19 protein-coding genes are annotated in these 21,834 nt (G+C 67.0%); 3 read left to right on the forward strand and 16 right to left on the reverse strand.

Features of this window, described 5'->3' with window-relative positions; translation table 11 throughout:
* Window positions 1-12 precede the first annotated feature (12 nt).
* Complete coding sequence (locus ACSQ3S_RS21890) at window positions 13-828, forward strand: enoyl-CoA hydratase/isomerase family protein (RefSeq protein ID WP_436143759.1); 816 nt, start codon at window positions 13-15, stop codon at window positions 826-828.
* A gap of 39 nt (window positions 829-867) precedes the next feature.
* On the opposite strand, the gene ACSQ3S_RS21895 is transcribed toward ACSQ3S_RS21890, so the two are convergent.
* From ACSQ3S_RS21895 to ACSQ3S_RS21905, 3 genes are all read right to left on the reverse strand, one after another.
* On the reverse strand, window positions 868-1,647 hold the full coding sequence (locus ACSQ3S_RS21895) for a glucose 1-dehydrogenase (RefSeq protein ID WP_436143760.1): 780 nt from the start codon (window positions 1,645-1,647) through the stop codon (window positions 868-870).
* Between the two features lie 64 nt (window positions 1,648-1,711).
* Window positions 1,712-3,652: an FAD-dependent oxidoreductase gene (locus ACSQ3S_RS21900; RefSeq protein ID WP_436143761.1), complete on the reverse strand. Its 1,941-nt coding sequence runs from the start codon at window positions 3,650-3,652 to the stop codon at window positions 1,712-1,714.
* A 158-nt stretch (window positions 3,653-3,810) separates the two neighbouring features.
* The gene (locus tag ACSQ3S_RS21905; RefSeq protein ID WP_353403144.1) at window positions 3,811-4,590 is read right to left on the reverse strand and encodes a TetR/AcrR family transcriptional regulator; all 780 of its coding nucleotides are present in this window, start codon (window positions 4,588-4,590) and stop codon (window positions 3,811-3,813) included.
* A gap of 134 nt (window positions 4,591-4,724) precedes the next feature.
* On the opposite strand from ACSQ3S_RS21905, the gene ACSQ3S_RS21910 reads away from it, so the two are divergent.
* Complete coding sequence (locus ACSQ3S_RS21910) at window positions 4,725-5,621, forward strand: SDR family NAD(P)-dependent oxidoreductase (RefSeq protein WP_436143762.1); 897 nt, start codon at window positions 4,725-4,727, stop codon at window positions 5,619-5,621.
* Window positions 5,622-5,678: 57 nt separating this feature from the next.
* On the opposite strand, the gene ACSQ3S_RS21915 is transcribed toward ACSQ3S_RS21910, so the two are convergent.
* The 13 genes from ACSQ3S_RS21915 to ACSQ3S_RS21975 form a co-directional block, all read right to left on the reverse strand.
* Window positions 5,679-8,186, reverse strand: coding sequence for a TonB-dependent receptor (locus tag ACSQ3S_RS21915; protein ID WP_413449314.1), 2,508 nt, complete (start codon window positions 8,184-8,186; stop codon window positions 5,679-5,681).
* Window positions 8,187-8,287: 101 nt separating this feature from the next.
* Window positions 8,288-8,485: a hypothetical protein gene (locus ACSQ3S_RS21920; protein ID WP_436143763.1), complete on the reverse strand. Its 198-nt coding sequence runs from the start codon at window positions 8,483-8,485 to the stop codon at window positions 8,288-8,290.
* Window positions 8,486-8,509: 24 nt separating this feature from the next.
* Complete coding sequence (locus ACSQ3S_RS21925) at window positions 8,510-10,633, reverse strand: 3-hydroxyacyl-CoA dehydrogenase NAD-binding domain-containing protein (protein ID WP_436143764.1); 2,124 nt, start codon at window positions 10,631-10,633, stop codon at window positions 8,510-8,512.
* A 42-nt stretch (window positions 10,634-10,675) separates the two neighbouring features.
* Window positions 10,676-11,524 carry a 3-hydroxybutyryl-CoA dehydrogenase gene (locus tag ACSQ3S_RS21930; protein WP_436143765.1) on the reverse strand — a complete coding sequence of 283 codons (849 nt, stop codon included), beginning with the start codon at window positions 11,522-11,524 and terminating at the stop codon, window positions 10,676-10,678.
* Window positions 11,525-11,553: 29 nt separating this feature from the next.
* Window positions 11,554-12,330, reverse strand: a complete 777-nt coding sequence (locus ACSQ3S_RS21935) for an enoyl-CoA hydratase (protein WP_436143766.1) — start codon at window positions 12,328-12,330, stop codon at window positions 11,554-11,556.
* Between the two features lie 31 nt (window positions 12,331-12,361).
* Window positions 12,362-13,192, reverse strand: a complete 831-nt coding sequence (locus ACSQ3S_RS21940) for an SDR family NAD(P)-dependent oxidoreductase (protein ID WP_436143767.1) — start codon at window positions 13,190-13,192, stop codon at window positions 12,362-12,364.
* A gap of 160 nt (window positions 13,193-13,352) precedes the next feature.
* The gene (locus ACSQ3S_RS21945; RefSeq protein WP_436143768.1) at window positions 13,353-14,294 is read right to left on the reverse strand and encodes an electron transfer flavoprotein subunit alpha/FixB family protein; all 942 of its coding nucleotides are present in this window, start codon (window positions 14,292-14,294) and stop codon (window positions 13,353-13,355) included.
* 10 nt (window positions 14,295-14,304) lie between these two features.
* The gene (locus ACSQ3S_RS21950; protein WP_436143769.1) at window positions 14,305-15,054 is read right to left on the reverse strand and encodes an electron transfer flavoprotein subunit beta/FixA family protein; all 750 of its coding nucleotides are present in this window, start codon (window positions 15,052-15,054) and stop codon (window positions 14,305-14,307) included.
* Window positions 15,051-15,956, reverse strand: a complete 906-nt coding sequence (gene mmsB, locus ACSQ3S_RS21955) for a 3-hydroxyisobutyrate dehydrogenase (protein ID WP_436143770.1) — start codon at window positions 15,954-15,956, stop codon at window positions 15,051-15,053. Before mmsB ends, ACSQ3S_RS21950 begins: the two co-directional genes overlap by 4 nt.
* Window positions 15,957-15,980: 24 nt before the next feature.
* Window positions 15,981-17,114, reverse strand: coding sequence for an enoyl-CoA hydratase/isomerase family protein (locus ACSQ3S_RS21960; RefSeq protein WP_436145063.1), 1,134 nt, complete (start codon window positions 17,112-17,114; stop codon window positions 15,981-15,983).
* Window positions 17,114-17,896, reverse strand: a complete 783-nt coding sequence (locus ACSQ3S_RS21965; RefSeq protein ID WP_353403132.1) for an enoyl-CoA hydratase — start codon at window positions 17,894-17,896, stop codon at window positions 17,114-17,116. Before ACSQ3S_RS21965 ends, ACSQ3S_RS21960 begins: the two co-directional genes overlap by 1 nt.
* Complete coding sequence (locus ACSQ3S_RS21970) at window positions 17,893-19,053, reverse strand: acyl-CoA dehydrogenase family protein (protein ID WP_176651574.1); 1,161 nt, start codon at window positions 19,051-19,053, stop codon at window positions 17,893-17,895. The genes ACSQ3S_RS21965 and ACSQ3S_RS21970 overlap by 4 nt, the downstream gene beginning before the upstream one ends.
* Before the next feature lie 16 nt (window positions 19,054-19,069).
* Complete coding sequence (locus ACSQ3S_RS21975) at window positions 19,070-20,605, reverse strand: CoA-acylating methylmalonate-semialdehyde dehydrogenase (protein ID WP_436143771.1); 1,536 nt, start codon at window positions 20,603-20,605, stop codon at window positions 19,070-19,072.
* A 215-nt stretch (window positions 20,606-20,820) separates the two neighbouring features.
* Here ACSQ3S_RS21975 and ACSQ3S_RS21980 point away from each other — a divergent pair, with 215 nt between their 5' ends.
* Window positions 20,821-21,831: an AraC family transcriptional regulator gene (locus tag ACSQ3S_RS21980; protein ID WP_436143772.1), complete on the forward strand. Its 1,011-nt coding sequence runs from the start codon at window positions 20,821-20,823 to the stop codon at window positions 21,829-21,831.
* The last annotated feature ends 3 nt before the right edge of the window (window positions 21,832-21,834 follow it).

Below are 21,834 nucleotides of genomic sequence, written 5' to 3' on the forward strand. Positions count from 1 at the left end.
GGGACCATCGCGATGACGAACCTCCCCGATACCTCCTCCCCCGCCGCCGCGCCGGTCCTGCTCGAGCGCGCGGGCGCGGTGGCGACGATACGCTTCAACCGCCCCGCCGCCCTGAACGCCATCGACCGCGCCACGGCCGAGGCCTTGCTGGCGGCGTGCCGCGAGATCGAGAACGACGCCTCGGTGCGCGTGATCGTGCTGCGGGGCGAGGGCAAGGCCTTCATGGCGGGCGGCGACATCGCGCGCTTCCATGCCGACCTGCCCAACGCGGCGCAACTGGCGGCCGACATCATCACGCCGCTGCACGCGGCGCTGACCCTGCTGGCGGCGCTGCCGCAACCGGTGCTGGCCAGCGTGCACGGCGCGGTGGCGGGAGCGGGCGTCAGCATCGCGCTCGCCTGCGACCTGTGCATCACCGCCGACGACGCCCAGTTCAACCTGGCCTATGCGCGCATCGGCGCCAGCCCGGACGGCTCGGCCAGCTGGTCGTTGCCGCGCACCATCGGCCTGCGCAAGGCGATGGAATTGATGCTGCTGTGCGACAGCGTGGACGCGGGCGAGGCTTTGCGCCTGGGCCTGGTCAACCGCGTGGTCGCGCGCGCCGGCCTGGACGAGGCCACGGCCGCGCTGGCGCAACGCCTGGCGGCCGGCCCGACCTTCGCCTACGGACAAACCAAGCGGCTGCTGCGGGGCGCCTTCGGCAACGACCTCGCGCGCCAGCTCGACCTGGAACAGGCCGCGTTTTGCGCCTGCGCCGGCAGCGACGATTTCGCCGAGGGCGTGAACGCCTTTTTCGGCAAGCGCAAGGCTGCGTTCAGCGGCGCATGACGACAGGCGGCACGGCGTGCCGCCCGCGCCGTATTGCGTCTATTGCGCCGTGATGGCGCCGTCAACGGGCAGCGACACGCCCGTCATGTAGGACGACGCGTCCGAACACAGGAACAGCGCGACGGCCGCGACTTCCTCGGCGCGCCCCACCCGTCCCATCGGGATCCGCGCGTCATCGTTAGGCAAGGGCAAGCCGCGCTCGGCGTAGTAGTTGCGCGCCATGGGCGTCTCGATCGTGCCCGGACACACCACGTTGACCCGGATGCCGGTGCGCGCGTTGTCCAGCGCCGCCCCTTTGGACAGCCCGATCACGCCGTGCTTGCTGGCGCTGTACAATGCCGCGCCGGGGCCGGAGACCAGTCCCTGCACCGAGGCGATGTTGACGATCGCCCCTACACCGCGCGGCAGCATGGCGGCGATCTGGTACTTCATGCACAGGAACACGCCCTTCAGATTGATGCCGATGACGCGCTCGAAGTCATCGCCGCCCTGCTCGACCAGCGGCGCTATCCTGCCGAAAATGCCGGCGCTGTTGACCGCGCAATCGAGCTGTCCATACTGCGTCAGCACGCGCTGCACCAGCGCCTCCACTTGCGCCGCGTCGCTGACGTCGGCACGCACGAATACCGCCTCGCCGCCGCTGGCGTGGATGGCCTCGACCGTCTCGCGCCCTCCCTGCTCGAGCAGGTCCGACACGACCACGCGCGCGCCGGCCTGCGCCAGCATCACCGCGCAGGCCCGGCCGATGCCGGAACCGCCGCCGCTCACCAGCGCCACCCTGCCCTGCATGGGTTGTGCCGACTGTTGTTCCCATTCCATATGATTCTCCTGTGATGATGTTGCGGTTGCGGCCGGACAGCCCGGCGCCGGCGTGCCGCCGGGCCTAGATGACGCGCGCGATGCGCTGCGCCTCGAACACCGCCTGCGCCATGCGGCGCGGCGTGATGCAATCACCGATGCTGTGCACCTCGCGCATGCCGGCGTCGAGCAAGGCCTTGGCCGGGCCGGACACCGGCACGCGCCCGGTCTGCATCACCAACAGGTCGCAGTCCAGCCGTTCGCTCTGGCCGGAAACCATCGGCATGACGTGCACGGCGCCCGGCTCGATCGACTCGATGCCCGACAGTACACGGAACTCGGTCTTGCCCATCGCGAGCCGCCCCAGCAGGGCGGCGACGCTTTCGACCGGGATCAGATGGGCGACCGCCGCCGATGGAGTCACGATGGTCACGCGCCAGCCGGCGTCGACCATCGCTTCGGCCACGCCATAGTTCCACCAAAAACCGGTGCCGTCATCGACGAACACCGCGCGGTGCGAGCCCGCCGGCGCCGGCGCACCATTCTTGAGGACGTCGAACCAGCTGAGCACCGCGGCGCCGCCCGCGTCCACCTCCAGCGCCCGCGCGACCGCCCCGGTGGCGACGATCGCCGCGTCGAACGGCTGGCCCAGATCCTCGACGCCATCGATGCGCCGGCCCAGCCGGATCGGCACGCCAAGGCGGCGCAGCTCGCCGACTTGATGGTCGATCAGGCGCAGCAGGCCCTGGCGGTGCGGCACGGCGGCGGCGTACAGGAACTGTCCGCCGACCCCGTCGGTCGCCTCGAACAGCGTCACCCGGTGGCCGCGGCGGGCCGCCGTCAACGCCGCCTCGAGTCCGCCCGGGCCGGCGCCGATGACGGCGATCCGCTTCACCGGCGCCGCCGGCAACCAGTCACGGAACTCGGGCCACAATTCGCGCCCGGTGCGCGGGTTGACCGAGCAATGCAGGTGCGGCGAAAAAGCGCGACAGTCCTGGTTCACATTCAGGCAAGGCCGGATGCGCCCGGATTCGCCGGCGGCGGCCTTGTCGATCCACTCCGGGTCGGCCAGAAATGCCCGCGCCATGCCGACCAGATCGGCCGCCCCCTCGTGCAACAGACGCTCGGCCAGCTCCGGTGTGTTGATGCGCTGGCCGACGATGACGCTCAAGCCGCAGGCGCGCCGGATGCGCGCGGCGGCGCTGGCGGCCGGCGCGTCCGGTCCCGTCATATCCTTGACATAGCCGCCGCGCGTGCCCATGGTGATGTTCAGCACGTCCACGCCGCCATACGCGGCGACGGCCACGGCGATGGCCACCGTGTCGTCCACTTCGAGGCCGTCGACCAGTTCCTCGTCGGCGCTCAGGCGCAGGCTGAGGCCGAAGCCGGCGCCGCAATGTGCACGGATGGCGTCGATCACCTCGAACAGGAAGCGCAAGCGCTTCTCCGGCGAGCCGCCGTACGCATCGCCGCGCTGATTGCATGCGGGCGAGAGGAATTGCGCGACCAGGTAGCCGTGGGCGCCGTGAATTTCGGCGCCATCGTAGCCGCAGCGCTTGAGATTGGCGGCCGAGCGGCCGAACGCCTCGACGATGGCCGCGATGTCGCCCTCCTCCAGCTCGCGGGGTGGAAATGGGTCGCGCGGCGAGCGGATGGGCGATGGCGCGGACGGCGCCAGATCGGACTCCATGCCTATCCATTCGCGCCCCAGGTGGACCAGCTGCCCATACAGCTTCGCGCCATGGCGGTGGATCACGTCGGCGCGCCGCCTCAGTCCGTCGAGCACGCGCTCGTCATAGACCTCCACCAGCTTGCGCAAGCGCATCGCCGAGCCGGGGTGCACCACGGTGGCGCCAGTAATGATGAGCCCGGCGCCCGACGCCGCAATGGTATCGAAGTGCGCGATGTCCTCGTCCGTGACGGCGCCGTCGTGGACCATGCTGGTCCCGTAAGGCAGCACCACGATCCGGTTTTTCAGAACTTGCGTACCGAGTTGATAGGGTGAAAAAAGCTTTTCATAGGCCATGGTTTTTCCGGGAAAGATCGCGCCATCCGACGCAAGCGGGCCGACGCGCGGGGATCTAAACCATAACAGTGGGGCCGGAGATTGTCAACCGACCAGACGGTTGGAATCCATGGTGGGATACCGCAGCGCCGCCGGCAAGGCGCCGGCGACACCGCGCGCTATTTCTTCGACGCGGTCTTGCGGGCAGGCGATGGCGCAGCCGTCTTCGCCGTGGCTTTGGCGGCGCTCGGGGTCTTGCGCGGGCCGGCTTTCACGGCGGTCTGCGCCGCCGGCGGCGTACCGGTCAAACCGTAGAGGAAGGTGTCGAGCAGCTTGCGCGCGATTTGTTCCGGCGCGGGGCTGACTCCGGCCACGTACCATTGGTAAGCCCAGTTCACCTGGCCGACCAGGAACAGGCCCGACAAGGTCACGTCGTCCGTGTGATACACCCCTTCGGCCACGCCCTGCGCGATCAGATCCGTAATGCAACGGAAATAATCCTGCCGCTTTTCGCTGATCTGCTGCCGTACGGTCGGTTCGAGTTCCCGGTAATGCTCGAGGAAGGCGCGCACGTAGCCACGGTGATCCGCGATGGCGTGCAGGATGTCCGTGATCATGCCCAGCAAGAGCTCTTCTCGCCCCAGTCCCAGCTCGGTGCGCGCCTGGTGCTTGGCGCCGAGATCGTCAATGAGGGTCTGGTGGATGCGCAGGAGGATTTCCTCCTTGCTCTTGATGTAGTGGTAAAGGGTCGGCTTGCGCAAGTCGCAGGCCTTGGCCACCATGTCCATATTCGCCGTATGGTAGCCGACCTTGTCGAACAATTTCGCCGCCTCGTTGACGATCTGGCGAATTTTCTGTTCAGCGGCAAGCGTTGGGCCGCGCTCGAGCGCAACGCCCGCCTCTGGTAGTGTTGCCGGTTTCATGTCCATCCTTGTCTGAAGATCAATCGTCGACAGCATAACCTAAATTGCACCGACCGTCTAAGCGGTAGGAGCACCGGCCGGCACACGGCGGTGCGCAAATTGACACCCGACCGGTCGGTAGGTATCATCGAAAAACCGCCTGCAAACAGCGCGGCCCACCAGGAGAACAGATGCGCAATTTCGAGAACAAGGTCGCCGTGATCACCGGCGCGGGGAGCGGCATCGGCGCCGCGCTGGCCTGGCGTTTCGCCCGGGCGGGAATGAGGATCGTCGTCAGCGACGTCGACGAAGCCGCCGCGAACGCAACAGCGGCGGCGCTGGCCGAGGCGGGTCATACAGCGCTGGCGACACGCACGGACGTCGCCGATGCGCTGCAGGTGGAGGCGCTCGCCGCCCTGGCCTACCAGGCGTTCGGCGCCGTGGATATGCTGTTCAACAATGCCGGCATCGTGCCGGCAGGCCGCCTGCGCCCGGTGTGGGAATATCCGCCCGAGGATTGGCAATGGTCGATCGATGTCAATCTGATGGGCGTGGTGCACGGCATACGCAGTTTCGTGCCGCGCATGCTGGCCCAGGGTACGGAGGGCCACGTCGTCACCACCGCCTCCGTCGCCGGGCTCATCAGCGGCTCGGCGTCGGTGCCCTATGCCGCGGCCAAGCATGGCGCCGTGCTGGCCACCGAAGCGCTGTACGCGGCCTTGCGCGAACGCGACGCGCCCATCGGCGTGACCTTGCTGTGTCCGGGATTGGTGAACACCCGGATCTACCATTCGGAACGCAATCGCCCTGAGCAATTGCAGCCGCGCGGCGGAGCGGCCGCGGAAACCCCGGAGCTGCACGCGATGGCGCCGGCCATGTACGCCGGCGCCCTCACCCCGGACCAGGTGGCCGAACAGGTATTCGACGCCGTATGGAACAAGCAACTCTACGCGCTGACCAGCGCCAACTTCGACGACGCGATCCGCGAGCGTACCGAAGCGATTCTTGAGCGCCGCAATCCCGTCTTCGCCAGGCTGCTGGATCTCAGCAGGAAGCCTGATGCGCAAACGCCTTCCGTGCCGCGATGACGTGACGGCGGGTCCGGCCCGGCTTGCCCGGGTCGGACCCGCTGGTCACCGCAAGGCCTAGAACTTGCCTTCGACCTGCAGCACCACCATGCGTGGTTCGCCGGCCACGGCGAACGCCTCACCTCTTCCACCCGGCTTATCCACGGCGAGCGTCGCGTAGATCCGGTTGTTCAGGTTGCGTCCAATTAAGGCGATCGACCATTTGCCGTCCGCCGTCGTCAGGCGCGCGCCGGCGTTGACGGTTGTGTAGGCGGCCTGGAACGACGTCGGATTCAGGTTCAAGCCCGCGTAGTAGGACGCCGAATAGCGCAGGTCGGCGTTGAGGTTGAGCTTCATGCCGGACATGACGCGCGTTTCGTACGCGGCGCCGGCCGTGAGCAGCCAGTCCGGCGAGCGGTAGACCGCCTTGCCCGACAGGTTCTGGGTCGCCGCCTTGGTGACCGGGTCGGCCACGCAACCGAGAGCGGCGGTTTGCCCCGTGTAGCACTGCGCCTTGGCGAAGTCGACGAAGTGGGCGTCGTTGTAGTTGGCCGAACCGCGCAGCGTCAGCTCCTGGGTCGCCTTGAAGGCCGCTTCAAGCTCGACGCCCTGGGCGACCGTCGTGGCCGCATTTTGCGTCACGAACGTCTGGTGCGTGGCGTCGATGGCGATCAGCGAGGTCAGCGGAAGGCCGGTGTACTCGTAGTGGTAGCCGGTGATCGAGCCGGTCAGCGCATGGTTCAGCACGGCCGCCTTGGCGCCCAGCTCGTAGCCTTTGACTTTCTCGGCGCTGTACGACAGCGTATCGCGCGTGGTGACCGCCGACAACGTCCCGGGATTGGAAAAACCGCCCGCGAGGAAGCCGGTCTTGTACGCCCCGTAAAGCATGACGTCCTTGCTCGCATGCCAGCTCAGCGTCGCTTCCGGCGAGAAGTTCGATTCGCTCTTGCCGCCGGCAACGACCTTACCCTGCGGCAGGAATCCGACCGCCGCCGGATTCAGGTAATAGTTGACGGAATTGATGGTTTTCGATTCCTTCGTGTAGCGTCCGCCGGCGGCCAGTTCCCAGGCGCTGTTAAAGCGCGCCGTCACTTGCGCGAAGACCGAGTACGCATGGCTGGCGTTGTCCTGCTCGTTGTCGTAGGTATGGTAGCGGCCGGTGGCCGGATCCATCGGCAGCGGGCCGTTGGCGCCGCCGACGAACAGCTTGCGCTTGTTGTTCTCGTAGTGGCCGCCGGCGGCGAAGTTGAATATGCTGTTGAAGGTCGACACCGCGCGCAGTTCCTGGTACAGGCTGCGGTTCTTTTCGTTGCTGTAGGTCCAGTAGTAGGAATAGGCGATGCCATCGGCGTTGCCCTGGCTGATATAGTCGTAGTCGTAGTAGCCGGTCACCGAGGTCAGCTTGATGTCGTCGACCGTGTAGTCCATGGTCAAGGTCGGCATCACCGTGTCGTCCTTGGTGTACGGCTTGCCGCCATCGTTGGCCTTGACCTGCGGCCAGGCGTTGATGATGGTCGGGGACAGCCAGCCCTGGGACGACTTATTGTCGAGCTTGCAGTCGCCGGTCGGGTCGACGATGCCGCCGACCGTGGTCGGCCGCGTCACGCCGGCGGGGCAGCCCATCACCTCGCTGAAGCTCTGCAAGCTCTGGCCGCGGTACTGGCTGTACAGCAGTTTGAAGGTGGCTTCGAAGCCGTCCTGGTTGGCATAGGCCAGCGTCAGGCGCGCTGCGCGCTTGCCTTCCGCGCCCAGGCGCGACTGCGCCGGCGGCACGAAGGTGCTGCCGCTGGCGGCGTTGCGTATCAGGTCGGGCACGCCCTTGTTCTGGTTCTCGATGTAGCCCTTGCTGTCGCTGGCGAGCACGCCGATCCGGAAACCGAGGTCGTCGGTGATGGGGCCGGCGATCGCCGCCTCGAGCGAAGGCGTGTCGCCCGTGTGCTCGTAGCCGACGCGGGCGAAGCCGCTCAGCTTGCGGGTCGGCCCGGCCGACTTGATCGACACCACGCCGCCCGGCGAGTTCTTGCCATAGAACAGCGTCTGCGGGCCCTTGAGCACGTCGATCTCGGCGATGTCGAACATCGCGTCGTTGAGGATGCGGCCGCGGCTGATGGCCATGCCGTCGAAGTCCAGCAGGACCGACTGCTCGAGTCCGGCGTCCAGGCTCGACGAGCTGACGCCGCGCATCGAGATCGACGCGCCGCCGCCGGTGAAGCCGCGGTCGAACGAAATCTGCGGCGCCACCATCTTGATGTTGGCGACGGCGGTCAAGTCGTATTGGCGGATTTCCGCCGCGCCGACGGCGATCGCCGAGACGGGCACGTCGATCATCCGCTCCGACCTGCGGCGTGCGCCGATGATGACCGTTTGCCCTTGCGCCGGGGCCGCGTCCTGTGGAGCGGCCGCGTCCTGGGGAGCGGGCGCGACCGGCGCGGCCGGCTCCGGCGTCACGGCCGGTTCCGCCGCCTGTGCTTGTTGCGCGGAAGCATTTGCCATCGGGAACGCGACCGCGATTCCCAGGTTGGCGAACAACACGCTTTTCGCGCTCAGCTGCCAAGTCCATACCTTCAATTTTTTCTTGTACATCATGTCTCCTGATTTTTTATAGTTTCTTGCGAAGTGAGCAAGATCGGCCGGTCAATTGGTCAATATCAAATATATCGACCGTCCGGTCGGTAGTCAACCTTTTTTCACTTGTGGCGAACATGGTACAAAGCGATGGCTGCGGCGGATGCTGCGGACGCGGCGGCGCCGTCCGCGCCCGGCGTCAGGCGCCAGCCCAGCCGGGCGCGGATCTCGGCCGGCGCGGGTGGCAGCGAGCGCTCGAGACGGCGTTGCGTCAGGTACTGGCGGACCTGCTCCTTGGTCGGGCGGGTTATCTCAGGCATGAATGGCTCCAGCTGCGCGCGGGCCTAGGCGGCCCCGGATGCCCAGGCCGACAACTTGCGTCCCTCGCCCGCCAGCTCCAGCAGCAGCGGCGCCGGCGTCCAGTAGCCGAACGCATTGCCGCGTTCGGCGCCGTAATGCGCGAGCCGGGCCGCGATATGGGCCAGGCCGATCTGGTCGGCCATGAACATGGGGCCGCCGCGATAGTCGGGAAAACCATAGCCGGCGGTCCAGACGATGTCGATATCGCCGGCCCGGTAGGCGATGCCGTCGCGCAGGATCTTGCAGCCCTCGTTTATCAAAGGGAACAGCAGCCGTTCCAGCACTTCCTCGTCGCTGATCCGGTCGCGCCGCGCGATCCCGAGCCGCGCGGCAAGCGTCTCGCACAGCGCCGTCACGGCGGCGGACGGCAGCGCCTGGCGCCCTTCGTAGTCGTAGAAGCCGGCGCCGCTCTTTTGCCCGAGGCGCCCGGCCCCGGCCAGCGCGCGCGCGACCGCCCGGTAGCCCGGGTCCGGCGGCAGCGCGCCATCGCGCTCGAGCTCGGCGACGACCTTGGCGGCGACATCGACGCCGGCCATGTCGAGCATGCGGCAGGGTCCCATGGCCATGCCCAGCAAGGCCACGCTTTCCATGACGCCGTCGATCTGCGCCGGCGTCGCGCCTTCGAGCAGCAGGAATTCCGTCTCGCGCAAATAGTCGATCAGCATGCGGTTGCCGATGAAGCCGTAGCACACGCCGGACACCACCGCGACCTTGCCGATCCGTGCGGCCAGGCCCATCACCGTGGACAGCACGTCGGGCGCGGTGGCCGCGCCGCGCACCACCTCGAGCAGGCGCATGATATTGGCCGGGCTAAAGAAATGCATGCCGATCACATCCGCCGGGCGCCCCGACGCCGCCGCCAGCCGGTCCACGTCCAAGGTGGAGGTATTGGTGGCGATGATCGCGCCGGCCTTGCAGACCGCGCCGAGGCGCGCGCAGACGCGCTCCTTCAGCGCCATATCCTCGAACACCGCTTCGATCACCAGGTCGCAGTCGGCCAGCGCCTCATCGTCGAGCGCGGGATTAAGCAACGCCATGCGCGAGTCCAGCTGCTGCGCCGTCAGCTTGCCCCGCTTGACGCCGGCCTCGTAGTGTTGCCGGACCAGTCCCACGCCGCGTTCGAGACCGCTCGCGGACGCGTCGACCAGCACCGTCGCCAGTCCCGCATCGAGGAAATTGATCGCGATCCCGCTGCCCATCGTGCCGGCGCCGATGATGCCGACGCGCTCGACCGGACGCGGCGGCAGGCGCGCCAGGCCCGGGATCTTTCCGACCTGGCGTCCGGCAAAGAACAGATGCCGCAGCGCGCGCGACTGGGGACTATGGACCGCGTCGAGGAACAGCGCCGCCTCGCACGCGGCGCCGTCGGCGAACGGCAGCGTGGCCGAGGCCTCGACCGCCTGCACGATGGCGCGCTGGACCGGCTGGGCGTGCTGGCGCGCCGCGTTCGCGTGGGCCACGGCGAAAAAGTCCGGCGCCAGCGCCGACGTATCGACCCGCAGGTCGCACACGCGGCGCGGCGCGGCCGAACGGGCCAGCAGCGCGTTCGCGTACGCCAGTCCGGCGACTAGCGCCTCGCCCTCGACGATGGCGTCGATGATGCCGGCCTCCAGCGCCGCGTTCGCATCGACCATGCGCCCGCCGGCGATCATCGCCAGCGCCATGGCGGCGCCGGCCAGGCGCGGCAGGCGCTGCGTGCCCGCCGAGCCGGGCAGCAAGCCGAGGGTGACCTCGGGCGTGCCGATCCGCGTGCCGGCCAGGGCGATGCGGTAGTGGCAGGCCAGCGCGACCTCCAGCCCGCCGCCGAGCGCCGTGCCATGGAGCATGGCGAGCACCACCCGCTCGGATTGCTCAATACCGTTGAGCATGTCGTTGAAGGGTTGCGCCGTGTAGCCGGGCGCATCGAACACGGTGATGTCGGCGCCGGAAATGAAGGTGCGGCCGTCGCAGTGGATCAGCAGCGCCGCGAACGACCGGTCGGCGGCGAACGCCGCCAGGGCTTGCCGCATCTCCGCCACCACCGCGTCGGAAAGCGCGTTCACCGGCGGGTTTGCGATGCGCAGGACGGCGATGCTGCCGTGGCGTTCAAGGGTTGCCAACTGGGTCATGATGAGCTTTCAAGAAAGGGCAAGCCGCCGCTGGCCGCCGGTCTAATATTGATAGAAGCCGCGGCCGCTCTTGCGGCCGTAGCGCCCGGCGTCGACCATTTCGCGCAGCAGGGGCGCCGGCCGGTACTTTGAATCGTTGAAATCGCGGTAAAACACTTCCATCACCGACAGCAGCGTGTCGAGTCCGATCAGGTCGGCCAGCGCCAGCGGCCCCAGCGGATGGTTGGCGCCCAGCTTCATGCCCGCATCGATTTCCTCGGCGCTGGCCAGCCCCTCCTGCAGCACGAAGACCGCCTCGTTAATCATGGGCACCAGTATGCGGTTCACCACGAAGCCCGGCGCGTTGCGCGCGCCTATCGCGGTCTTGCCGATGCGCGCTGCCAGGGCGCGGGTGGCCTCGAAAGTGGCGTCGCTGGTCTGTATGCCGCGTATCACTTCCACCAGCGCCATCACCGGCACGGGGTTGAAAAAATGCATGCCGACCAGCCGCTCCGGACTGGCCAGGCAGGCCGCCAGCTTGGTGATCGACACCGACGAGGTATTCGTGGCGATGATGCTGCCGGGCTTGGCGACGGCGTCCAGGGCTTGGATGATTTTTTGCTTGGTCTCCAGCCGCTCGGTCGCGGCCTCGATCAGGAAGTCCGCCTGGCCAAGGTCGCCGAACTCGGTGCCGCCACGGATGCGCGCGCGTATCCGTGCCGCCGTTTCAGCGGCGATCTTTTCCTTCGTTACCATGCGCGTCAGACTTTCCGAAATGGTGGACAGGCCGCGCTGTATCGCCGCCTCGTCGATGTCGTTCAAGACGACCTCGAGTCCCGCCGCCGCGCACACCTGCGCGATACCGCTGCCCATCAGGCCGGAGCCGACGATGCCGATTGTGTCGATGTTCATGCGATTCCCTCAAAGATAGAAAGTGTTTGCTAGTCGTGCGTGAAATCGGGCTTGCGCTTCTGCACGAACGCCGCCATGCCCTCTTTCTGGTCGCGCGTGGCGAACATGGCGTGAAAGCTGCGCCGCTCGAACAACACCCCTTCGGCCAGCGTGCTCTCGTAAGCACGGTTGAGCGCCTCCTTGGCCGCGAACAGGCTGGGAAGCGACATCGCGGCGATGGTCGTGGCGGTCGCCAGCGCCGCCTCCTCGAGCTGCGCCTCCGGCACCACGCGCGACACCAGCCCCGCGCGCTCGGCCTCGGCCGCATCCATCATGCGCGCCGACAAGACCATGTCCATCGCCTTGGCCTTGGACACCGCGCGCGGCAAGCGCTGGGTGCCGCCCGCGCCCGGAATAATGCCGAGCTTGATTTCCGGCTGGCCGAAACAGGCGCTGTCGGCGGCGATGATGATGTCGCACATCATCGCCAGCTCGCAACCGGCGCCCAGCGCGAAGCCGGCCACGGCGGCGACGACCGGCTTGCGCACCGCCAGGATGGTTTCCCAGTTGCGGCTGATGAAATTGGTCGACACCACCTCGGCATAACACTTGTCCTGCATCGCGTGCACGTCCGCCCCGGCGGCAAAGGCCTTGGGGTTGCCCTTGATCAGGATGCAGCCTATGCCGGCGTCGGCGTCCATGCGCAGCAGCGCCGCTCCGAGTGCGTCCATCAGCGCGTCGTTGAGCGCGTTGAGCTGGGCCGGGCGGTTCAGCTGTATGACGCCTACCCGTCCCGCCTGGCTGCACAGTATCAGTTCGTCTTGCATGCTTTCTCCTGGTTGAGCACTGCGTGCGCGGTCACACCACGAAGCCGGGGTTTTGCAGCATCAGTCCGCCGTCGACCAGCAAGTCCTGGCCGGTGACGAAGCCGGCGGCGTCGCTGGCGAAGAACAGCACGGCGTTGGCGATGTCGGCCACCTGCGCCGCGCGCTGCAGCGGCACGCGCCGCGCGCGGCGGGAAAAGCCTTCCGGATCGCGTGCGCGCAGGGCGGCTCCCATGGCCGTGTCGACACCGGTGGGACTGACGGAGTTGACGCGGATATTGCGCGCGCCCCACTCGACAGCCATCACCCGCGTCAGCGCGAGCACGGCGGACTTGCTGACGGAATATGCCGCCGTCTCGGGCGCGCTGGCATGGGCCGCCACCGAGGCGATGTTGATGATGCTGCCGCCGTGCCCGCCCATGCGCCGCGCGGCTTCCTGGCAACCGAACAGGACGCCCTTGAGGTTCACGTCCAGCACGCGCTGGAACTGCGCTTCGGTCAGGTCGATGGTTGGCGTCTTGCTGATCATGCCGGCATTGTTGACGACGATATCGACCCGTCCCAGCTGGCTCATCACGTGGTCGAACAGGGACGCCACCGCCGCCTGGCTGGCCACGTCCGTAACCATCGCCAGGGCCTGGCGCCGGTCGTCCGAGTCCGAGTCTGACTTCGACGCGGCCAGCCCGGCCGCCGCCGCGCGCACCAGCTCGCCATCGATATCGGCCAGCATGACGCTGGCGCCTTGAGCGAACAGCGCTTCCGCGATGCCCAGCCCGATGCCCTGCCCCGCGCCCGTCACCACCGCCACCTTGCCGTTCAGCGGCCGCTCGACGGCCGTCCTTGCCACTTCATTCTGCTGCATCATCGTCTCCTGTATGCATCCGTGTCCGCCGCAATAATTCGACCGACCAGCCGGTTGATTAATTGAAGCTTAGTAGAGATTGAAATCATTGTCAACACTTTGGGAGGTGAAACGCGCCGCTGCCCGGGCTATGCCGGCGTTGGCGCCAGGGGTCTTCCGCTGCTCAGCCCAGTTCGGCGACCAGCTGAGGCACGATGTCGAACAGATCGCCGACGATGCTGTAGTCGGCCACCGAGAAGATGGGCGCTTCCGGATCCTTGTTGATGGCCACGATGACTTTCGAATCCTTCATGCCGGCCAGGTGCTGGATCGCGCCGGAAATACCGACGGCGATGTACAGCGATGGCGCGACGATCTTGCCGGTCTGGCCCACCTGCCAGTCGTTCGGCACGTAGCCGGCGTCGACGGCGGCGCGCGAGGCGCCCATGGCGGCGTTCAGCTTGTCCGCCAGCGGTTCCAGGATCTTGAACGCTTCGCCCGAGCCCATGCCGCGGCCGCCGGAAACGATGACCTTGGCGGCCGTCAGCTCGGGACGGTCCGACGTGGCCAGCTCACGGCCGACGAAGGCGGACTTGCCCGAATCGGCGACGGCGCCGACGGTTTCGGTCGCGGCCGAACCGCCGGTGGCGGCGGCGGCGTCGAAGCCGGTCGAACGCACGGTGATGACCTTGATCTTGTCCGACGATTGCACATAGGCGATCGCGTTGCCGGCGTAGATGGGACGCTCGAAGGTATCCGGCGAGTCGACCTTGGTGATTTCGGAAATCTGCGCCACGTCCAGCCTGGCGGCCACGCGCGGCAGGATATTCTTGCCGTAGGCGGTGGCCGGAGCCAGGATGTGGCTGTAGCCGGCGGCCAGCGCCAGCACCTGCTCGGCGATGTTCTCGGCCAGGCCGTCGGCAAAGTGAGCGGCGTCCGCCACGATGACTTTGGATACGCCGGCGATTTGCGCGGCTGCTTCGGCTGCGGCGCCGGCGTTCGAGCCGGCGACCAGTACGTGCACCTCCCCGCCGCACGCGATGGCGGCGGTGACGGTGTGGAGGGTGCAGCCTTTCAGGCTGGCGTTGTCGTGTTCGGCTATGACAAGTGCGACCGTGGCGACCATGATTTTTCCTTTAGATGACTTTGGCTTCGGCGCGCAGTTTCGCCACCAGGGTGGCGACGTCCGGCACCTTGACGCCGGCCTTGCGTTTGGCCGGCTCGATGACTTTCAGCGTAGTCAGGCGCGGGCTCACGTCGACGCCCAGCTCTTCCGGCGTTGTCACGTCCAGCGGCTTTTTCTTCGCCTTCATAATGTTCGGCAAGGTCACGTAGCGCGGCTCGTTCAGGCGCAAATCGGTGGTGACGATGGCCGGCAGCGTCAGCGCCAGCGTTTCCAGGCCGCCGTCCACCTCGCGGATGACGATGACCTTGCCGTCTTCCGGCACCACTGTCGAGGCGAACGTCGCCTGCGGCCAGCCCAGCAGCGCGGCCAGCATCTGGCCGGTCTGGTTGCAATCGTCATCGATCGCCTGCTTGCCAAGAATGATGAGTTGCGGCCGCTCCTTGTCGGCCAGCGCCTTGAGCAGCTTGGCCACGGCGAGCGGTTCGAGCGCCGCCTCCGTCTCGACCAGGATGGCGCGGTCGGCGCCGATCGCCAACGCGCCGCGCAGCGTTTCCTGGCACGGCGCCGCGCCGCACGAGACGGCGACCACCTCGCTGGCCTTGCCGGCTTCCTTCAAGCGTACCGCCTCTTCCAGCGCGATTTCGTCGAACGGATTCATCGACATCTTGACGCTGGCGAGCTCGACGCCGCTACCGTCGGACTTCACGCGGATCTTGACGTTGAAGTCGATCACGCGCTTTACGGCCACCATGACTTTCATCGCGGCTCCCCGGCGCCCACGGCGCGGAAGCGTTCGATAATGCTGGAGAAGTCGAGCTGGCCGGAGCCAGACTGGCTGTGTTCGGCGTACAGCGCGCGCGCCACGTCGCCGAGCGGGATCGGGCTGGCGCTGCCGGCCGCCGCCTCGGCCGCCAGTCCCAGATCCTTGAGCATCAAGTCCACGCCGAAGCCGCCGCGATAGCCGCGCGAGGCCGGCACATTGTCCATCACCCCCGGCACCGGGTTGTACAACTCCAGCGTCCAGTTGCGCCCTGAACTCTTGCTCATAATGTCGGACAACACCTTTGGATCAAGGCCATTGGCCATGCCCAACGCCAGCGCTTCCGATGTGCCGGCCATCAGTATGCCGAGCAGCATGTTGTTGCAGATCTTCGCCAGCTGTCCCGCGCCGTGCTCGCCCGCGTGGAAGACGTTCTTGCCCATCGCCAGCAGCACCGGCATGGCGCTGTCCAGTACCTGGGACGGACCGCCCACCATGAAGGTCAGCGTGCCCGCGATCGCGCCGCCGGTGCCGCCCGATACCGGCGCGTCCAGCATGCCGATATCGGCCGCGGCAGCCGCCAGCGCAACCTTCCTGGCGGAAGCTGCGGCGATGGTGCTGCATTCCAAGATCAGCGCGCCCGGCCGCATGCCCTGGATGATGCCATCCTCGCCAAGGTAGAGCTGTTCCACATGCCGGCTGGCAGGCAACATCGACACCACGATGGCCGCATCGGCCACCGCGTCCCTGGCCGACGACGCGACGCCGGCGCCGGCTTCGGCCAACACCGTCAAGGCGGAGGACGACAAATCGAACACGCTCAGCACGTGGCCGGCCTTGAGCAGGTTCAGGGCCATCGGCCCACCCATGTTTCCCAGGCCAATAAACGCAATGTGGCTCATGTTTTCTCCTGAATTTTATTAAATTTATTGAACTTGATCGGCCCGGGCGACGCCCAGGTCCGACAGCGGATGTTGTGGCGGCGTCCAGGGACTGGCCAGCAAATCGCCCTCGCCCGGCGCGCGCTGCCATTGCGGCGACTGGTCCTTGTCAATCAGCAGCGCCCGGATGCCTTCGGCAAAGTCGTGTCCGGCCGCGCACTGCAGCGCCACCCCATATTCCATGCGGAAGACCTCGGCGAGCGCAAGCCGCGGCGCCTTGCGCAGCAACTGCCATGCCAGCGCCAGCGACGTTGGCGCGGCCCGGCCTGCCGCCGCTGCCGCCTTGTTCAGCCAGGCATCCTGACTGTCCACGTCCGCCAGCGCGTCCAGCACATCCTGCAATTGCTCACGCGCGCACAGGCGATCGATCACATCGAGCCGTTCCCGCAATGGCCCTGGCGCATGGGGCGCTTCGGCGGCGCGCAGCACGGCGCCGAGCAGCGCATCGTTATCCTGGCGGCGGCTGGTCCAGGGTTGCGCCAGCAGGGCCTCAACCACCGTCTCCTTGTCCGCGTGCGCCAGCACCCGGTCGGCCAGCTTGACAAATTTGGCGTCGGAAGCGTTGATGGAGGCACCCGTCAGGGCCAGGAAGACGCCGAGCCGTCCCGGCATGCGGCTCAGGAACCAGGACCCGCCCACGTCGGGAAACAAGCCTATGCCCACCTCCGGCATCGCCATGCGCGTGCGCTCCGTGACCACGCGGTGGCTGGCGCCCGCCATCAAACCCATGCCGCCGCCCATGACGATGCCATGGCCCCAGCACAATACCGGCTTCGGATAGGTGTGGATAAGGTAGTCGAGCCTGTACTCGCGGGCAAAGAAATCGGCCGCGTAGGTGTTGGCGAGCAGCTCTTCCCGCCCCCCGCCCGCGTGGTGCTCGAGCATCGAGCGGTACAGGTTCTGCAGGTCCCCGCCGGCGCAGAAAGCCTTCTCGCCTGCGCCCTGCAGCATCACCATGACCACGCGCGGGTCGTCGGCCCACAGGCGCAAGCTGGCCGACAGCATGTCGATCATTTCCAGCGTCAGCGCGTTGAGCGTCGGCTCGGCGTTCAAGGTCAGCACGCCGATCAGGCTGCCGTTGGCCGTCGGCAGGGTCTCGCACAGTACCGGCGCGTCCATCAGCGGTTCTTCCATACGGCGGCGCGCTTGCCGAGGAAGGCGTTGACGCCCTCCTTCTGGTCCTCGGTATCGAACAGGTCGACGAACAGCTCGCGTTCCAGCGGCAGCACGTGCGCGGGGGCCTGGTGGCGCGCGCCTTGTATCAGCCGCTTGCAGGAAGCGACACTCGACGGACTCTGCTTCTCAATCTTGCGCGCCAGTTCCAGCGCCGCGTCCCTGGCCTGGCCCTTGGCCACCACCTGTTCGACCAGGCCGATGCGCAACGCGGTTTCCGCGTCGACGCGCTCGCCGCACAGTATCATGCGCTTGGCCCATCCCTCTCCCACCAGCCAGGCCAGGTTCTGGGTGCCGCCGGCGCAAGGCAGCAAGCCCACCGCGGCCTCGGGCAGCGCCATCTGGGCCTGCGACTCGGCGATCCGCAGGTCGCAGGCCAGCGCGCATTCCAGCCCGCCACCCATCGCGTAGCCATTGATGGCGGCGATCGATACCCCACGGAAGCGCGACAAGGCTTCGAAGGCCTCGCCAAAGCGGCGCGCCATGTCGCGCGCCACGGCCTTGTCGCCGTCGCTGAACAGCTTCAGGTCCGCGCCGGCGGAAAAGAATTTGTCGCCCTGCCCGACCAGGACCAGGCTGTAAATGTCGGAATTGGCGTTCAGGTCGGTCACCAGCGCGGTCAACGCCGCGAGGCTGTCGCCGGTCCAGGTGTTGGCCGGCGGATTGGCCAGCGTGACGACGGCGCAATGGCCGACGATGTCCAGCTCAAGATTGGTATAGTGTGTCATCGGATCTCCTCTGCGCCCGATTGCTCGAGCAAATGGCGCGCCACGATCACGCGCATGATTTCGTTGGTGCCTTCCAGTATCTGGTGCACCCGCGTGTCGCGCAGGTAGCGCTCGAGCGGGTACTCGCGGATGTAGCCGTTGCCGCCGTGGATCTGCAAGGCCTGGTTGCACACCTTGAAGCCGACATCGGTCGCCAGCCGTTTGGCCATGGCGCAGTAGACGGAGGCGTTCGGCGCGGCGGCGTCGAGTTTCGATGCCGCCAGGCGGATCATCTGGCGCGCGCCCACCAGTTCGGTCTGCATGTCGGCCAGCTCGAACTGCAGGTGCTGAAAGCCGGACAGGGCGGACCCGAACTGGCGCCGCTCTCCCATGTACCGGCGCGCCGCGTCCAGCGCCGCCTGCGCGGCGCCGACCGAGCAGGTGGCGATGTTGATACGCCCGCCATCGAGCCCGCGCATGGCGATGCGAAAGCCCTCGCCCTCCTTGCCCAGCAAGTGGTCGCGCGGGATCCGCACCTGGTCGAAGCTGACCACCCGCGTCGGCTGGCTGTTCCAGCCCATCTTGACCTCCTTGCGCCCGAAACCGATGCCCGGCGTATCGGCCGGCACGGCAAAGGCGCTGATGCCGCGCGGGCCGGCCTCGCCGGTGCGCGCCATGACGATCAGCAGGTCGGTGGCGCCGGCGCCGGAAATGAACGCCTTGCTGCCGGTGAGGCAATAGTGGTCGCCGTCCAGCACGGCGCTGGTGGTCAGCGCCCCCGCGTCCGAGCCGGCACCCGCCTCGGTCAGGCAGTAGGAACCCAGCTTCTCCCCGCGCGCCAGCAGGTGCGACCAGCGGTCCCTGACGGCGGGCGTGGCCCAGTTGGCGAGCATCCAGCCGACCATATTGTGGATCGTGATGTAGGCCGTGGTCGACGGACAGGCGGCCGCCAGTTCTTCGAACACGATCGCCGCGTCGAGCCGCGACATGCCCATGCCGCCGCCGTCTTCCGGCGTGTACATGCCGCAGAAACCGAGGCGGCCGGCGCTGCGGATCATCTCGACGGGGAAAAAGCACTCGCTGTCCCAATCGGCCGCGTGCGGCGCCATCTCGCCGGCGGCAAACGCGCGCGCGCTGTGCTGAAAGGCGAGCTGGTCTTCAGAAAGTTCAAAGTCCATGATGGGTCCGCTATGCTTATTTCAGCGAGATCGTGGTGTTGACCGCGCCGGCGACGCTGTCGTCGTCGAACCAGCGCGCCGTGATGGTCTTGGTCTGGGTATAGAACAGGATGACCTGCTTGCCATACGGACCGAGGTCGCCCAGCTTGGACGCGCCCGAGCCCGTGAACGAGAACAAGGGGACGGGAACGGGAATCGGCACGTTGATGCCGATCTGGCCCGCCGCCACCTCTTCCTGGAACTTGCGCGCCGCCGCACCCGACTGGGTGAAGATCGCGGTGCCGTTGCCGTTCGGATTGGCGTTGACGAAGGCGATGGCTTCGTCCAGGCTGGCCGCGCTGACCAGGCACAGGACCGGGCCGAAAATTTCCTGGTCGTAGATGCGCATGCCCGGCTTGACGCCGGAAAAAATGGTCGGCCCCACAAAATTGCCGCCCTCGTAGCCGGGCACCACCGGCCGGCGGCCGTCGAGCTCCAGTTTGGCGCCGCCCTCGATGCCGCTGGCGATCAGGCTTTCAACCCGCTCCTTGGCCGCGCACGAGATCAGCGGGCCGACATCGGTACCGGCCTCGGCGCCGCCATTGATCGCCAGGGCCCGCGCCTTCTCGACCAGCTCGGGAATCCAGCTGTTCGCCTCGCCCACCAGCACCGTCACCGGAAGCGCCATGCAGCGCTGGCCGGCCGCGCCGAAGGCCGCGCCGAGCAGATTGTTCAGCGTCTGCGACTTGTGCGCGTCGGGCAACACGATGGCATGGTTCTTCGCCCCCATCATGCACTGGACCCGCTTGCCGGCCTGCGTGGCCCGGTGATACACATGGGTGCCCACCTTGGTGGACCCGACGAAGGACACGGCCTTGATGTCCGGGTGGTCGCAGATCGCATTGACGGCATGCTCGCCGCCGTGGATGACATTGAGCACGCCGGGCGGCACGCCGGCTTCGAGCGCGAGCGCGGCCAGCCGCATGGTCACCATCGGGTCCTGCTCGGACGGCTTGAGCACGAAGGTATTGCCGCATGCGATAGCCATGGGGAACATCCACAGCGGTATCATCGCCGGGAAATTGAACGGCGTGATGCCCGCGCAGACGCCTATCGGCTGCATCAACGTATAGGTGTCGACGCCCGACGCCACGTTGTTGGCGATCTCGCCCATTTGCAGGCTGCCGATATTGGCGGCGTGTTCGACCACTTCCAGGCCGCGGAAAATATCGCCTTCGGCGTCGGCCAGGGTCTTGCCCTGTTCGGCGGTGAGCAAGGCGGCCAGTTCCTTCATGTTCTCGCGGATCAGCTGCTGATACTTGAGGAAGATGCGGGCCCGCGCCCCGATCGGGGTCTTGCGCCACGAGACGAAGGCCGCCTTGGCGGATGCCACCGCGGCATCGATTTCCGCGGACGTGGCGTGGGGCACCCGCGCGAGGACCTGCTGGGTCGCCGGATTGATCACATCCTGCCACTGGTCCGATTCGGAATCGACGAATCGACCGTTGATAAGAAGCTTGACCGTCGAAATATCCGGGCGGCTGGCGGTGGATGCGCGGGGAACTGAGCTCATGTTATTCCTTCAGATCGGTTGATTGGATCAGCACAGAATAATCGCGCCGGACCGGGCAGGCGATGCCCGTATCCTTCAATAATCGTGAGAAATCAAGCCACATCGCAAGCCACATGGGCATCCGGCCCCGGCGCCGCCGCTATGGCCGCGCGCGCCAGAATAATTGACGGGAATTGCCATCCTCCCCCGTCCTTGGGAATGGTAAGCTTGCGCTCATGGAAAAAGGTAGCGTATCGATTTACTTCGTGCAGTCGGCACTGGAGCGTTTGCGCGCACTCGGCATGGACACGACGCCATTGCTGGTCGGCGCGGGGATATCGCCGGCACTGCTGGACTCGCCACACGGAAGAGTGACGCCGCAAGGTTTCAGCGCATTGTGGCTGGGCGTGGCGGCCGCGCTCGACGACGAGCTATTCGGGCAGGATGCGCGGCGCATGAAAGTAGGCAGCTTTGCCATGCTGACCTACACGCTGATCAGCTGCGACACCCTGCACAGCGCCCTGCGGCGCATGGTCCGCTGCTTCAATCTGATGCTGGACGATTTTGAGTGCGCGCTGGAAGTCGACGCGCGCGTGGCGCGGCTGGCCATCCGGCAGACGGGCTCCGCACACGCGCCGCGCATATTTGGCTTCGAGACGCTGCTGATGATGCAGCACGGGCTAGCCTGCTGGCTGGTAGGCCGCCGTATCCCCGTGCTGGCAGCCTCGTTCAGTTATCCGGAACCGTCGCGCAGCGCGGAATACCGGCAGATGTATTCGGAAAACCTGCTTTTCGATCAGAACGTCACGGCGCTTTCCTTCGACAAGGATTACCTGGCCCTGCCCATGATCCAGGACAGGCGCAGCGCGAAGACGTTTTTGCGCGGCGCGCCGGCCAACATCGTACTCAAGTACAAGAACAGCGGGGGCATGGCGGCGCAGATCCGGCGGCGCCTGCGCACCGCCTCGCGTACCGAATGGCCGGAATTCGACGCGCTCGCCGTCGCCCTGCACATGGCCCCGTCGACGCTGAGGCGGCGCCTGGATGACGAAGGACAGACATTCCAGCTGATCAAGGACCAGCTGAGGCGCGACATGGCCATCGACTTCCTCTGCCATTCGACCAGGAGCGTGGCCGAGATCGCATCGGAACTGGGCTTCGCCGAGGCTAGCGGCTTTCACCGCGCATTCAAGAAGTGGACCGGAGTTAACCCGGGTGAATACCGGCAGCGCGCCCTGCCGAGATAGCGG

Source organism: Duganella sp. LjRoot269, from assembly GCF_964254095.1.
Taxonomy (GTDB): domain Bacteria; phylum Pseudomonadota; class Gammaproteobacteria; order Burkholderiales; family Burkholderiaceae_D; genus Rugamonas; species Rugamonas hordei.

Coding starts and splice junctions, on each gene's coding strand:
- ACSQ3S_RS21890 (WP_436143759.1), top strand. CDS start 13: ATGACGAACCTCCCCGATACCTCCTCCCCCGCCGCCGCGCCGGTCCTG.
- ACSQ3S_RS21895 (WP_436143760.1), bottom strand. CDS start 1,647: ATGGAATGGGAACAACAGTCGGCACAACCCATGCAGGGCAGGGTGGCG.
- ACSQ3S_RS21900 (WP_436143761.1), bottom strand. CDS start 3,652: ATGGCCTATGAAAAGCTTTTTTCACCCTATCAACTCGGTACGCAAGTT.
- ACSQ3S_RS21905 (WP_353403144.1), bottom strand. CDS start 4,590: ATGCTGTCGACGATTGATCTTCAGACAAGGATGGACATGAAACCGGCA.
- ACSQ3S_RS21910 (WP_436143762.1), top strand. CDS start 4,725: ATGCGCAATTTCGAGAACAAGGTCGCCGTGATCACCGGCGCGGGGAGC.
- ACSQ3S_RS21915 (WP_413449314.1), bottom strand. CDS start 8,186: ATGATGTACAAGAAAAAATTGAAGGTATGGACTTGGCAGCTGAGCGCG.
- ACSQ3S_RS21920 (WP_436143763.1), bottom strand. CDS start 8,485: ATGCCTGAGATAACCCGCCCGACCAAGGAGCAGGTCCGCCAGTACCTG.
- ACSQ3S_RS21925 (WP_436143764.1), bottom strand. CDS start 10,633: ATGACCCAGTTGGCAACCCTTGAACGCCACGGCAGCATCGCCGTCCTG.
- ACSQ3S_RS21930 (WP_436143765.1), bottom strand. CDS start 11,524: ATGAACATCGACACAATCGGCATCGTCGGCTCCGGCCTGATGGGCAGC.
- ACSQ3S_RS21935 (WP_436143766.1), bottom strand. CDS start 12,330: ATGCAAGACGAACTGATACTGTGCAGCCAGGCGGGACGGGTAGGCGTC.
- ACSQ3S_RS21940 (WP_436143767.1), bottom strand. CDS start 13,192: ATGATGCAGCAGAATGAAGTGGCAAGGACGGCCGTCGAGCGGCCGCTG.
- ACSQ3S_RS21945 (WP_436143768.1), bottom strand. CDS start 14,294: ATGGTCGCCACGGTCGCACTTGTCATAGCCGAACACGACAACGCCAGC.
- ACSQ3S_RS21950 (WP_436143769.1), bottom strand. CDS start 15,054: ATGAAAGTCATGGTGGCCGTAAAGCGCGTGATCGACTTCAACGTCAAG.
- mmsB (WP_436143770.1), bottom strand. CDS start 15,956: ATGAGCCACATTGCGTTTATTGGCCTGGGAAACATGGGTGGGCCGATG.
- ACSQ3S_RS21960 (WP_436145063.1), bottom strand. CDS start 17,114: ATGGACGCGCCGGTACTGTGCGAGACCCTGCCGACGGCCAACGGCAGC.
- ACSQ3S_RS21965 (WP_353403132.1), bottom strand. CDS start 17,896: ATGACACACTATACCAATCTTGAGCTGGACATCGTCGGCCATTGCGCC.
- ACSQ3S_RS21970 (WP_176651574.1), bottom strand. CDS start 19,053: ATGGACTTTGAACTTTCTGAAGACCAGCTCGCCTTTCAGCACAGCGCG.
- ACSQ3S_RS21975 (WP_436143771.1), bottom strand. CDS start 20,605: ATGAGCTCAGTTCCCCGCGCATCCACCGCCAGCCGCCCGGATATTTCG.
- ACSQ3S_RS21980 (WP_436143772.1), top strand. CDS start 20,821: ATGGAAAAAGGTAGCGTATCGATTTACTTCGTGCAGTCGGCACTGGAG.